This is a genomic window from Lactococcus sp. dk101, from assembly GCF_009601055.1.
GTDB lineage: Bacteria > Bacillota > Bacilli > Lactobacillales > Streptococcaceae > Lactococcus.
The window spans coordinates 226,748-239,973 of the sequence record NZ_WITI01000002.1 but is presented as its reverse complement, the minus strand read 5'-3'; the positions used below and the strand labels follow the sequence as shown (position 1 = coordinate 239,973).

The window sequence follows — 13,226 nt, the reverse complement described above, 5'->3', positions numbered from 1 at the left end:
ATTTCACAGGAGTCAAGTCAGTTGAAGTGTGACCAGAATTTTTCCGATGATATTATTGACATGGTAGATTTCAAAGTCAATCATACAGCCAAGCCGACTCTCAGAAATGACTTTGGGATAGATTTCAAGGACGTTGTCGATTTGCGCCGTATTAAAATAATTCGAATTCATGGACTCAACAATAATGTTTCGACGTCGTCTCTTATCCATTACCCGTCTTGAAATCAGGGTTACCATTTCTACAAAAACACCATTTGATACTGTCCCTACGCTATTGATCATAAAAGGCTCGACAGTAATCTGAAAGGCAGAGCCAGATTCTTTAAGTCGGTCTGAAATGTCATCGCTAAAGGTTCGTGAAACTTGACTTTCTTCTTGGACTTTTTGCAGGCTTTTGAGCAAGTCAGACTTCGTAATAATGCCTGCATAGGTATGGTCAGGATTGACCACGGGCATCATGTCATAGCCCTCATAAATCATTTTTTGACTGACCGATGCGACCGTCATTTCAAGACTGGCAACATTTGGAAAGGTCATGACGCGCCCCACCAAAGTATCGTTCGGCACATGATTGACATCTCGCATGGCAATCACACCGACAACTACTTTGTAGCGATTAAGAACAGCAAAACGACTGGTATTTGTTTTTTTGACCAAATCAAGAAAATCTTTGACCGTATCTTCTTCGCGCAAGGTTGCACGTTTTTGGTGAAAGACATCAGCCACTGTTAGAATATCTTTTTTGATCAATTCATTCGACAAGGCATGACTAATGCGACTGGACACAGTAAAGGTATCGTAGCTGGTTCGCATGAGTGGAATGCCCATTTTATTGGCATAATCAATGACATCTTGTTCAACATCAAAACCACCAGTAACTAAAACAGCGTTTTGCTCCCGTAGCGAGTATTCTTGGATGTCGTGACGATCCCCAACAATGACCAGTCCATTGGGCTCTAAATAATGCTTGAATGCTTCTAAGGTCATGGCACTAATGACAAAGCGGTTAAATTCGACTTCCAGACCTGACAAACCGCCGAGAACATCCGCATTGGCGACAACTGCCAGCTTGCCAAAGGTCAAGCGGTTGGCAACTTTTTGACCTTTAGAAGAGACACGAACGGTTCCGGAACGGTCATTGACAGCAACCAAACCACGATTTTCAGCTTCTTTGATGGCACGATATGCCGTTCCGTCAGCCACGGACATCCGATTGGCAATCCCACGCACACTGACTTGCTTTCCGATTTCCAATCCTTCGATATAGTTTAATATTTCTTCGTGCTTAGACATGCGTTTCTCCTTGATTTAATCTGGCAAAATAGCCGGCCTTTTTAAGCTGATACTGGTTAAAATTTCGAATTTGTCCCGTCCAAGCTTGCTTTCTTTTCATCTGCTTTTCTCTCACAAAATGAAATTTTTCAGCCAGAGCTTGCGAGGCAAGATTTTCTTCATCGATGACTAGTTCCAATAAATCAATGCCAAATTCTTGAAATGAAAAATCTATCAGCACTGACAGCGCCTCGCTCATGAGGCCTTGACGCTGATAAGCAGGGTCAATCAAATAGCCGAGTTCCGCTTTTTTTGCTTGATGATAGACTTTTGAAAAATGAATGAAGCCAACCAAGCGCTGCTGCTCCTTCAACTCGATAGCCCAAGTTCCTAGCGGTGCTTTCATAAAATTTTCTACCATGAAATATTCACAGGCTTCTTGTGATTGAAAAGGAGGATAAAAAAAACGGAGGGCTGTTTCATTTTGTGAAAAGCCAAATAAATCAGCGCTGTCAGCACTGACAAAAGGCCGCAACATCAAATTTCTACTCTCAATGAAATTGAAACGCGCCAACTGAACATCAAATTGTACCATTTTTTCTCCTTTTATTTGCTAACTGTATTATAACATATCTTGAATTTCCACCGCAAAAGAAAAAAGCGTAAGGTACGCTTTTCTTTAGGTTTGTATCCATTTGATTTTTTTAATCCTAACGAAAAACTTGAGTCATTAAAACTGTATTTTTTTTATTATTTATGAGATAATAACTTCGCATTCTAGTACAAATCGTGCTGGCATAGCTTTTGGAGGAAGTAAACAATGGCCCTTTTAAATTTCATCATCTTGGGATTTGCACTCTTATTTTGTGGATTTTCTTTTGCCATCCATTTTTCCACAAAGGACAATGCTCGGAAAATCTATACTTTTTATTTTCGTATTGCAAGTTCACTCTATTTATTCTCTTTGCTTTTCCCTTACTGGCACTCATCCCCTATCGCATATTTAGGAGCATTGATATTATTTGCAGTCCCCTTACTTTCGCCGGTGATTGTCCTCCATCTTTTGCTCAATGATCGCTTAGAATATTCCAAAAGAGAACAGATAAAAATGCTTTGTTTCGGACTGCTCGCTTTCCTGCTTCTCATCTTTTCATTTATTTCAGTTCTCGGTAGCTTATAAAACATGGCAGCTCTCATCAATCAAACAAAACAAAAAGTTCAAGCAATTGCTTGAACTTTTTTTATCAGGTCATACCTGAACTTTATTGGATAGACAAACGAACCTGATAGTGGTAATATGCTTCTTCCAGAAGGTATTCACTTGCCACGCTTGGACTCCATGAATCATCGCCACCAACGCCCATGTGGAAGCCATCAAGATTGAGCCACGTGCCATTTTCTTCCTTCAATAAATGGACATGATCAGTTTCTTGGAGTTGTTTTTGGCTGTAACGGCTGAGATTAAATGCGAAAGCTTGTCCTTCTGCTTGAACCTGCAGGCCACCATATTGCAAGCGTTGGCTTTGCGTCCGCAAGCCATTTTCACTTGGGAAAATATAAGGCGTGAACGCGTCAGACAAATCAAGTGTCCACAGGCCAAGTTGTGCTGTGCCTTGACGGTCAGGATAATTTTCCAATGGCCCTAAGCCAAAATAAGTCAACTGCTGTTCAACCTGTTTGAGCTGTGTTGTCAAGCCAATTCTAGCTGGTGCTGGCAAGGTCAAATCCCGTTTAACTGCAACATCGATTGACAGCTCGCCTTTTGCCGTAATTGTGTAGCGGCGTTTGGTGCCAAAGGCTTGTTTTCCTTTTGCTTCATACGCTGTCACCACTGACAAGATGACATTTTGGCTAGTTTGCTCAAGATTAAACTCAGAAACATGAGCCGTCAACTCATCAAATCCTGCTGATTTCCACCGTTCAAACCACGCATTTGGGTCGATGTGTTCGACCTCGCTTACCCCGATGTCATTATCCAAAGCAGCTCTCGTAAATTGCTCCGAAAGTGGACTTAAAAGTTGTTCTTCGCCTGCTTTCAGCCATTGGATCAAGTCCCCAGTAACTTTACTAAAGACAAAAGTTTGTTCAGCAAGCTGACAACTGATTTGGTCTGAACTGTCAGCAATGACAAAACTGTCCTTGCTTGAACTTGTGTCCATTTCAGAAAAATCAAGGGGCTGATGAATGACAAATTGATCATGAGCCAATTCAAATCCTGCTTCATGCCAGGCTTCTGCTTCTGGTGCAATCACTTGAAGATTGAGTAAAAGCATGTAATCAGCCTTGATAGCCACATCTGGCAGTTGAATTTCTGTTGATTGTCCAGCAGCTAAAACGAGAGGCAAAACTTGTTCAAAGCCAACTTTTTCACCAGTTGTAAATTGCAAATGAAGTTCAACTGCCACTTGACGATGACAATATTCACTCGTCACTTTTACCGCCAATGGTTTTCCTAAAGTATCTTTTAGCAAGTCAAACTGAAAATATTGTTGCCAATATTTTGCTTCGGTCAAGGCTGGCTTCGCCGTCCGATCTGGAAAGACAAGCCCGTTCAGACTGAATTGACGGTCATTTGGTTTATCACCAAAATCGCCACCATAAGCAAAGTTGCCTTCTTTTAACAAGCCTTGATCTGCCCAATCCCAGACAAAACCACCTTGCAACCGTTCAATTTTACGAAACGCATTCCAATACTTTCCGTAGCCACCAAAGGAGTTTCCCATGTCATGCGCGTATTCAACTAGAATTAAAGGTCTATTTTCTTCTGCAAGTCCCATCCATTCGCTCAATGAGTATGGTGAATTTGAAGTTGGATCATCAAGCCTAGAGTACATTGGACAAATAATATCCGTAGCAGGTGTCATAGCACGCTCATGATCATCTCCTCCTTCATATTGTGTTGGACGTGTATCATCATAATGTTTACACCAATCGTACATGGCTTGATGATTTCGACCGTAACCAGATTCATTTCCTAAAGACCAAATAATTATCGATGGATAGTTGCGATCTCGTAAAACCATCCTCGTTGTCCGATCTGCCATAATCGGTAAGTATGTTGGATCATCTGTTAATTTATTCATGGGAACCATGCCGTGTGTTTCAATATTTGCTTCGTCAACGACCAACAAACCATATTCATCACATAGTTCATACCAGCGTGTATCATTTGGATAATGTGAACAACGCACAGCATTGAAATTGTTTTGTTTCATGAGTTTGATGTCTTTTTGCATCATTTCCTCGCTCACCACATAACCATGATCTGGAGTAAACTCATGTTTATTAACGCCTCTGATTAAGAGCGGTTTTCCATTTAATTTTAACAAGCCATTTTCAATTTCGACCTTACGTATGCCAACATTTTGATATTCTTTCTGAAGTTCTACAGCATTTTCATCAAGAAAGGATATTTCTAAAAGATAAAGGAAAGGATTTTCATCTGACCAAAGTTTTGGATTCTCAACTTTTATTGTACTTTCAAAGCCATTACTTTCTCCAATTAGTTGTTCACCTTCAAATAATTTCAACTTGACTTGTGTCGTATCCATTCTTGTAGCTTTTGTTGATACTTTGACATCGGCTTCATCAAAATCGTGATTTAATGGTGTAGTTATCACGTAATCCAAAAGATAGTCTTTAGATAAATGCTGCAAATAAACAGAGCGGAATATCCCCGAGAGTCGCCACATATCTTGATCTTCAAAATATGATGCTTTCGACCAACGTAAAACGATTACTCTCAGATTATTCTTACCTGGCGTCAAAAACTTACTAACATCGAATTCTGCTGATAATCTACTATCTTCGGAATAACCAACATATCTTTCATTAAGCCAAACATGAAAAGCTGATCCAGCACCATCAAAAGTCAGGTGGGTATGTCCATCATCAAGCCAAGAGCCATCAATATCAAAATCTCGACTATAAGCCCCTACAGGATTAGAAAGTGGTGTATATGGCGGATTGACCGGGAAAGGATAAGCAACATTTGTATAAATGGGGACATCATCTTCAGAAAAATATTCGAGTTGAGAACTACTTGGAACTTTGATTTTCGAGTCAAATGTTTGACTTTCAAGCCAGTTTTCTGGTATATCAGAGATTTGTTTAAAATGACTAAAATCCCATAGTCCATCAAGCGAAAGTAACTTGTTGAATTTCATAGGAGTGTGCATAGGAAGGCGATTCCAATTTGTAACCGATGGGTTTTCCCAATCTTTGCGTTCTAAAATGTTTTTTAGAGTTGTCATGTTATTCCTTTCTATAAATCTACTCTTCTTTGTCGATAGTAGAAAATTAAATCAGCATCTGTAATTTCACGTTGGACCTTACATGGATTACCGTAAGCCACAACATTTTCTGGTATATCTTTAGTGACGATACTTCCAGCACCAATAACTGAATTTTTACCTATTGATACTCCTGGAAGCACTGTCGTATTCGCCCCAATCCAAACTTTATCCCCAATGGATACTTCTAGATTAAATTGGAGGCCTTGACTCCTTAACTCTGGATGAATCGGATGTGAAGCAGTCGCAATTGTAACATTGGGTCCAATCATTACATCGTTTCCAATCGTAATGAATGTGTCATCTACAAGCGTTAAATTATAATTGGCATATAAATTTTCACCAATAGTAACGAACTTTCCAGCCCAATTTGCGTAAAAAGGAGGATGAATAAAACTCCCTTTACCAATATCTTTGAACATCTTAGTTAAAAGCTTGTTTCGTTCTTCTTCATTTGATAAAGAAATCGTGTTATAGGTTTCAACAAGCCCTTGACGCTCGATTTGTTCTGCCCATAGTTCTTTATCTTCAGGAAAATATAGTTTTCCTTGATGCATCGGATGCAAAGCCTTATTTTTCAATATTTCCTTTCATAGCCAGCTCAATAGCCATCAGGATGTCCTGAGTGCCAACGCCAAGCATTTTCAATAATGTGTTCTAAGTCATGTTCAACATGCCAATCCAAGATTTGTCCCGCTTTTGTGCTGTCAGCAACGAGTGAGTCTGGGTCGCCAGGACGGCGTTCTCCCATTTGACTTGGGATTTCTTTGCCCGTTACCTTGCGTGCTGTTTCAAGTACTTCAAGGTTAGAGTAACCGTGTGAACTTCCCAAATTGAATTGGTCTGATTTTCCGCCTGCTTTGAGGTATTCCAAAGCTTTGATATGGGCGTTAATCAAGTCTTCCATGTCAATATAGTCACGGACACAAGTGCCATCAGGTGTGTTGTAATTATCACCATAAATGGTAATGAAATCACGTTTTCCAAGTGCCACTTGCAAGATGATTGGAATTAAATGAGTTTCGTTTTTGTGAGCTTCCCCAATGTGTCCATCGTTAGAAGCACCTGCTACGTTGAAATAACGGAGGGCAACATAAGTCATGTCGGTTGCTTCTGATTGCCATTTCATCATTTTTTCCATCATCAATTTTGATTCGCCATAAGGATTGATTGGATTTTGTGGTGTCTTTTCAGAAATTGGACTTTCTTTCGGAATTCCAAAAGTTGCCGCAGTTGATGAGAAAACAATGTGCTTCACATTAAATTGTTCCATCACTTCCAAAAGCGTGATACAGCCGCCCACATTATTGTCAAAATACATGGCAGGTTTTTGCATGGACTCCCCGACCAAGCTGTAGGCACAGAAATGCATTACGCCTTCGATATTCTTCTCAATCGAAAAAACTTCTTCCATAAAAGCACGGTCACGAACATCCCCTTCGTAGAAACGGATATTTGCTGGGACTGCTGCACGGTGTCCTGTCACTAAATTATCAACAACGGCAACATCGTAGCCTTTTGCCACTAACATTTCTACCGCATGACTTCCAACGTAGCCTGCGCCACCTAATACTAAAACTGTCATTTGATTCTCCATTTTTTCTTATTTATTAAATTCAACCTGAACTTCATTTTGCCCTTGGTTGTAATTCTTGCTTGATACAATATGATGAAGCCCTTTTCTTCCGAAATTTTAGCGCTTCTAATATAGTATAAGCTTACTCGTTCAAAAATGCAACGAACCGATCAAATCCAGCTTGTCCAGTAGCAGCCGTTTTGAAAACGCCTGCATCTTCAAGCACTTCCTTAAAGACATTTCCTACTGCTTGACGGACTTGTTCTTCTACATTTTCAGATGTAAAATGGCCTGTTGACTTGAGTTGGTCTGCCCATGGCTTGTGCATTTCTGCCATCTGATTTTGTTCATCTAATAAATATTTTTCAACTTCTCGGAGTTCTGTTTTCAAACGAGGAGGCAAAATTGCAAGTCCCATCACTTCAATCAAACCAATATTTTCTTTTTTGATATGATGGAGTTTTTGATGTGGATGGAAAATACCATCTGGAAATTCGCGACTGACATTATTGTCACGTAAGACCAAATCCATTTCATATTGCCCGTCATGCATCCGAGCAATCGGAGTAATGGTATGGTGAGGCGTTCCGTCAGCACTGACAGCTTTAATGTCCAAACTTTCGTCAGAATAGAGCTTCCATTTGGCTAAAATATCGGTTGCTGCTTCTAAAATAGACGCTTTGTCATTCGATTGCAAGCGGAGAACGGACATGGGCCAGTTGACAATACCAGCTTTAATCTTTGGATAATGTGCCAGAGTAACTTCTTTTTTGAGTCCTGCTTTAGCCATAGGAAAAGCGTGATTTCCTGCTTGATAATGATCATGTGTTAAAATCGATCCCCCAACAATCGGCAAATCAGCATTTGAACCAATCATATAATGTGGGAATTTGTCCAAAAAGGCAAGCAAATTGGCAAAGGCACGCCCATTGATTTCCATGGGCTGATGCACTTCATTGAGCAAAATCGAATGCTCGTTGAAATAGGCATAAGGGGAATATTGGAAGCCCCATTTTTCGCCGTTCAATTCACACTTGATAATCCGGTGATTACTTCTTGCAGGGTGATTTGCATGGCCATAATAGCCTTCATTTTCGATACAGAGTTGGCAGGCTGGATAATTGGTCGCCTTGACCAATTTTGCCGCCGCAATCAACTTGGGATCTTTTTCAGGCTTTGAAAGATTGATTGTAATTTCCAAATTGCCATAGTTGGTTTCATGTTCAAAGGCAATATTTTTGGCAATGTCACGGGTTTTGACTTGATTGATTTGTTTAGCCAGCTTATAAAATGAAGCTGTCGCAAGTTCTGGTGATTGTTCATAATTCGCCCAGAAAGTCTTGTTGATTTGGCTTGGTTTTGGCGTGATGAAATCCATCAAGGCTGACTCGAAAAATTCCTCATTGCCAGCTTCAATTTTTCCATTTTTTGCAGCCAAAGCCATCAATTCGTCCATCAAGACAAGCGAATCTTTCTCGTGTGACTGGGTATCAACTTCTGCCCAATCACTCAAGCCAACACATTGAAGCAGTTGATTGCGCCAGTAAATTTCATCTAATGCATCAATCGTTCCATTTTCAATGGCCAAATTTATAAAATCTTGTATGGTTTGATAAGTCATCTTAGTTCTGCTTTCTATATTCTTTCTATATAAACTTGATTTGATAAATAATTCTCATGTGCCTGTTCAAGTTTTATACCGACATACATCAAGACATCTCCATAATACAACTGATCATTTATTCGATACTGAGAACCAAAATCAAGTCCTTGGAATTTAAGATAAGTAAACTTCGAATTACCTTCGATTTCCTTTATCACATAAGTTAGTAAGCTTTTGGATTTATCTTTTGATACAATTTGCCATGCTGAAATTTGCGATGTTTCTTTCAAGCGATAATAATCACCTGAAAAAATTAATTCTTGATATTCTTTATATACAATACTGTAATTATTTGCCTCTTTTTTTTCTTCTTTGGTCATAAGACTTACATCCAATTCGTAACCAAAAGTACCTGCCATTGCCACATTTGCTCGAGTGGAAAATGGAGTTATCCTACCATTTTGATGATTTGGAGAAACTGACACATGCGCTCCCATCGTTGATATAGGATACAAAAAACTTGTACCATACTGAATGGATAGACGATTGATTGCATCAGTATTGTCTGATGTCCAAATTTGCGGGTGAAACGCCAGCATTCCTAAATCGAATCTTGCTCCACCACTTGCACACCCTTCAAAAAGTACGTTTGGATATTTAACCACCAGCCGACCAAGAATATCGTAAAGTCCTAAAAGATAACGATGGGGTAATTCTCCCTGAGTTGAGGAGGTTAATTGATCTGAGAACCAATCTGAAATTGGCCGATTCATATCCCACTTCAAGTAAGTAATCGGTGCAGAATCAAGCAATTTACAAATCCTATCATAAAGGTAATCTACTACTTTTTGGTTTGATAGATCTAGAACGAGTTGATTTCTACCAAGAAGCGGTTTGCGATGAGGAAAATTTAGTGCCCAATCAGGATGCTGTCGATAAAGGTTACTGTCGATACTCACCATCTCTGGCTCTATCCATATCCCAAAATCCAGTCCTATTTTATTGATCGCGTGTGCTAGATCCGACAAGGACATTCCTAGTTTTCTTTCATTTACTTCCCAATCTCCCAGAGAATGATTATCATCTGAACGATTACCAAACCAGCCATCGTCCATTACAAATAAGTCTACACCTATATCCTTAGAAGCCAAAGCAAGATCAATTAGCTTTTTACCATCGAAGTCAAAATAAGTAGCTTCCCAGTTATTAACTAGCACAGGCCGTTTACTCTTTACAAACTTACTTGAGCATAAATTATTACGAATAATGTCATGGAAATTTTTAGAGATTCCTGAAGCTCCTACCGAAGAAAAAGTCAAAATTGCCTCTGGAGCTTCAAATGTATCTCCAGAATTCAATTTCCAATTAAAGTTTGAATCCCCCATTCCTAAAGTTACTCTCGTTTGTCCTAAACTTGATTTTTCAGCGGTTGCCTCAAAATTACCACTGTAAACTAGGTTAAAGCCATAACAATCCCCTGAAAACTCTTTCATTTCTCCTTCACTAACAATAAATCCTGGGTTTTGTTTATTGCCTGATACACCATAATTTGATCCAAATGAGATTTTTGCATGATTTATGGTCAATCGTTCGCTTTGACGTTCCATTGCCCATCTGCCATGAAAATGTGTTAACTCATAATCCCCATCGATGAAGTCCAAACTTAAACTTTGTACATTTTTCAAATAAATTGGGGCTTTTGATACATTCCTAATTTTAAACGTTCGAGTTATTACATCAAATTTTTCATATACAGCATAGTATAAATCTACCTCGACGTTAGAGTACTCATCTTTAAGTGTTACTTTTAAGGTTTGGACTCCATCTCCTTCATTTTCATAAAAGCTTGGCAAACATTCTAATCTATATTTCTCGTTTATGATTTCATATGATGAATAAGTCAAATCAATCACATTTGTACCATCAGAATTGGTTATTCTCAGAGCCGAATGGCGAGAATCACCCGTTCCCACTGTTGGAAACTCTTGGCATAAAACATCCATCGATCCCGTCCGTGATTCATTACTGAAGGGATAAGGGGCAAAGTGGCATTCAGCATCAAATTTCAAATATGAAAAATCTTGTATTTTAACTTTTTTTCCATAATATTGATGCAGTAGATGTCCTAATTCTCCTACCTTGAATTGGTAACTTGTATGATCCGTTTGAATGGTAAATATTCGCTTTTCTTCATTAATAATGATACTCATATTGTCACCAATTATACTTTCTTAGACGTCCAATTTTGTTGAACCAGAACCGATTTGAGCTACATAGAAGCTTGCTGGATAGCCTACGACTGCTTCGTATTTTTGACCGACAGCATTTTGGAAGTCTTCAACATTGTCATGGCTGACAAGGGCAATGGCACAACCACCGAAACCTGCACCAGTCATACGTGCGCCCAAGACGCCTGCTTGTGCTTGTGCTGTTTCAGCCAATGTATCAAGCTCAATACCAGTTACTTCATAATCATTTTTAAGTGAGGCATGAGAAGCGTTCAAAAGTTGGCCAAATTCAGCCAAATCTCCAGCAACAAATGCTTTTTGCGCAACTTTTGTACGGTTGTTTTCGTAAACTGCATGGCGGGCACGTTTAATCAATGTTTCGTCAGCAATCAAATCTGTGTTGGCATCAAATTCTTCATTTGACAATTCGCCAAGGGCTGAAATTGAAAGTTTCGTTTGCATCCGTTTGAGTGCTTCACGTGTTTCAGCGAAACGTTCGTTGTATTTAGACTCCGTAAGCGCACGTGGTTTATTGGTATTCATGATGACGATATCATAATCTCCAAGCTCCACCGGAACCATTTCATAGTTCAAGCTATTGCAATCCAACAAAATGGCTTTGTTAATTTCACCAAATCCAATGGCAAATTGGTCCAAAATTCCTGAATTCACGCCAATAAAGTCATTTTCTGTTTTTTGTCCTAATTGAACCAATTCAAGACGTGGCACATCCAAATTGAACAAGTCTTCAAGGACAACACCGACTAAAAGTTCGAGTGAGGCAGATGATGAAAGGCCTGATGCTGTTGGAATTTCTCCATTGATTAACAATTCAAAACCTTTGTCAATCACATAGCCAGCGCCAGTAAGCATGGTAATCATCCCTTTGACATAGTTTCCCCAGCTATTGCCTTCTTTTTTAGAAGCATCTTCAAGGTCAAATTCAATGACACCCAAATCTGGGAAATTTTGTGAGAACAATCTTACTTTGTTGTCTTTACGCAGGCGTGCAAGTCCTGTCGTTCCAATCGTGATTGAAGCTGGGAAAACAAAACCGCCGTTATAGTCCGTGTGTTCACCAATCAAGTTAATCCGACCTGGACTAAAGAAATAGTCAAGATTTTCAGTGTCTCCAAAGACCTGACCAAATGTTTCTGTCAGTCCTGACAAGACTGTGCTGTTTTCTACGATGTTAGAGTTAGACATAATTTTTCTCCGTTTTTAATTTCTTATTTATTTAATTGATACATGGTTGTTGCCTGGTAGATTTCACCAGCCTTGAGCGTAATGTCGCCAAGTTCTGAAATCTGCTCTGAACCAGGACTCACCTGTGCTTCAAAAGTCATGCCACCATGATTGGCCAGAGCTTTTCCACGATAGACTGTTCCCAAATCACCAAAATTAGCTGTAAAAATAACCAAACTTGGTCTGTCAGTACTGACAGAAACTGATAAATCACCGAGCGTCAGGCGGGCTTGTTCTTTATCCAAATCTACTTCGTCAAGTAAGAAGGGATGGTCAATGCCACCGACCAATTCAACCTGTTCGTGACCGCTGACAAAAGCATCCTGCATTGGTTTTTCTTGACGGAAATCAAGTCCTGTGTCCTTAATATCCAAAATGTCACCTCTGACAATTTCAGTTTTATCTTTCAAAGCCACCATGCGTGAGGCTGCCAATTTCAAACGATGTTGATCAATTGGCTTGCTGACATCTCCTGTCAAATTGAAGTAAACATGGCCTGTTGGATTAAACACCGTGTCTTTTGTCGAAACAGCTTCATAGTCAATGGCCCAGCAGGAATTATCATCAAATGAATGGCTGACAACAAGATCCAATTTACCAGGATAGCCGTTGGCACCATCTTCTGATGTTAGATAAAACTTAACTTCAGCCATATCACCATTGTCAATGACTTCATACGCCCACATTTTAGTTTCAAATGAATCCTCTCCACCGTGAAGTGTTTGTGGAAATTCATTTTGATTGAGTTGGATTTTTTGACCATTAATGTCAACGATACCATCTTTGATTCGACCAGCCGTCCGACCAATCGTTGCACCAGGATAGGTGTCTTTTTCAAGATATTCTTGGCAAGAATCAAAGCCCCAGACAATATTTTTTCCATCTACAACCCAGTTTACGACACGCGCGCCAAAGTTAGTAAAGGAAATCGAGACCCCTTTTGCATTGGTCAAGGTAATCAAGCTTGCGCCCAAACCAAATGCTTTTGTCGAAATTTTCATAAACACTCC

10 protein-coding genes are annotated in these 13,226 nt (G+C 39.6%); 1 reads left to right on the top strand and 9 read right to left on the bottom strand.

Annotated features, from left to right (window positions below; all coding sequences use genetic code 11):
- Positions 1-12 precede the first annotated feature (12 nt).
- Together GHI45_RS02985 and GHI45_RS02980 are read right to left on the bottom strand one after the other, a co-directional pair.
- Positions 13-1,293, bottom strand: coding sequence for a DRTGG domain-containing protein (locus GHI45_RS02985; protein ID WP_147779008.1), 1,281 nt, complete (start codon positions 1,291-1,293; stop codon positions 13-15).
- Positions 1,286-1,867: a GNAT family N-acetyltransferase gene (locus GHI45_RS02980; RefSeq protein ID WP_147779007.1), complete on the bottom strand. Its 582-nt coding sequence runs from the start codon at positions 1,865-1,867 to the stop codon at positions 1,286-1,288. Before GHI45_RS02980 ends, GHI45_RS02985 begins: the two co-directional genes overlap by 8 nt.
- 225 nt (positions 1,868-2,092) lie before the next feature.
- Between GHI45_RS02980 and GHI45_RS02975 the strand changes: the two genes are divergently transcribed.
- Entirely contained in the window at positions 2,093-2,452 is a 360-nt protein-coding gene (locus tag GHI45_RS02975) for a hypothetical protein (RefSeq protein WP_147779006.1), read from the top strand.
- Positions 2,453-2,534: 82 nt separating this feature from the next.
- On the opposite strand, the gene GHI45_RS02970 is transcribed toward GHI45_RS02975, so the two are convergent.
- The 7 genes from GHI45_RS02970 to GHI45_RS02940 form a co-directional block, all read right to left on the bottom strand.
- On the bottom strand, positions 2,535-5,525 hold the full coding sequence (locus GHI45_RS02970; RefSeq protein ID WP_147779005.1) for a beta-galactosidase: 2,991 nt from the start codon (positions 5,523-5,525) through the stop codon (positions 2,535-2,537).
- Between the two features lie 11 nt (positions 5,526-5,536).
- Entirely contained in the window at positions 5,537-6,121 is a 585-nt protein-coding gene (locus tag GHI45_RS02965) for a sugar O-acetyltransferase (protein ID WP_147779135.1), read from the bottom strand.
- A 44-nt stretch (positions 6,122-6,165) separates the two neighbouring features.
- Positions 6,166-7,149: a UDP-glucose 4-epimerase GalE gene (gene galE, locus GHI45_RS02960; protein WP_147779004.1), complete on the bottom strand. Its 984-nt coding sequence runs from the start codon at positions 7,147-7,149 to the stop codon at positions 6,166-6,168.
- Positions 7,150-7,282: 133 nt separating this feature from the next.
- On the bottom strand, positions 7,283-8,761 hold the full coding sequence (gene galT / locus GHI45_RS02955; protein ID WP_147779003.1) for a UDP-glucose--hexose-1-phosphate uridylyltransferase: 1,479 nt from the start codon (positions 8,759-8,761) through the stop codon (positions 7,283-7,285).
- A 14-nt stretch (positions 8,762-8,775) separates the two neighbouring features.
- Positions 8,776-10,953, bottom strand: a complete 2,178-nt coding sequence (locus tag GHI45_RS02950) for an alpha-galactosidase (RefSeq protein ID WP_147779002.1) — start codon at positions 10,951-10,953, stop codon at positions 8,776-8,778.
- Positions 10,954-10,974: 21 nt separating this feature from the next.
- Positions 10,975-12,177, bottom strand: a complete 1,203-nt coding sequence (locus tag GHI45_RS02945; protein WP_147779001.1) for a galactokinase — start codon at positions 12,175-12,177, stop codon at positions 10,975-10,977.
- A gap of 23 nt (positions 12,178-12,200) precedes the next feature.
- A complete protein-coding gene (locus GHI45_RS02940) occupies positions 12,201-13,217 on the bottom strand; it encodes a galactose-1-epimerase (RefSeq protein WP_147779000.1) in 1,017 nt (338 codons plus the stop codon).
- Positions 13,218-13,226 lie beyond the last annotated feature (9 nt).

Excerpts from the sequence above, each read along its gene's own strand:
- GHI45_RS02985 (WP_147779008.1), bottom strand. The coding sequence starts at position 1,293 with ATGTCTAAGCACGAAGAAATATTAAACTATATCGAAGGATTGGAAATC.
- GHI45_RS02980 (WP_147779007.1), bottom strand. The coding sequence starts at position 1,867 with ATGGTACAATTTGATGTTCAGTTGGCGCGTTTCAATTTCATTGAGAGT.
- GHI45_RS02975 (WP_147779006.1), top strand. The coding sequence starts at position 2,093 with ATGGCCCTTTTAAATTTCATCATCTTGGGATTTGCACTCTTATTTTGT.
- GHI45_RS02970 (WP_147779005.1), bottom strand. The coding sequence starts at position 5,525 with ATGACAACTCTAAAAAACATTTTAGAACGCAAAGATTGGGAAAACCCA.
- GHI45_RS02965 (WP_147779135.1), bottom strand. The coding sequence starts at position 6,121 with ATGCATCAAGGAAAACTATATTTTCCTGAAGATAAAGAACTATGGGCA.
- galE (WP_147779004.1), bottom strand. The coding sequence starts at position 7,149 with ATGACAGTTTTAGTATTAGGTGGCGCAGGCTACGTTGGAAGTCATGCG.
- galT (WP_147779003.1), bottom strand. The coding sequence starts at position 8,761 with ATGACTTATCAAACCATACAAGATTTTATAAATTTGGCCATTGAAAAT.
- GHI45_RS02950 (WP_147779002.1), bottom strand. The coding sequence starts at position 10,953 with ATGAGTATCATTATTAATGAAGAAAAGCGAATATTTACCATTCAAACG.
- GHI45_RS02945 (WP_147779001.1), bottom strand. The coding sequence starts at position 12,177 with ATGTCTAACTCTAACATCGTAGAAAACAGCACAGTCTTGTCAGGACTG.
- GHI45_RS02940 (WP_147779000.1), bottom strand. The coding sequence starts at position 13,217 with ATGAAAATTTCGACAAAAGCATTTGGTTTGGGCGCAAGCTTGATTACC.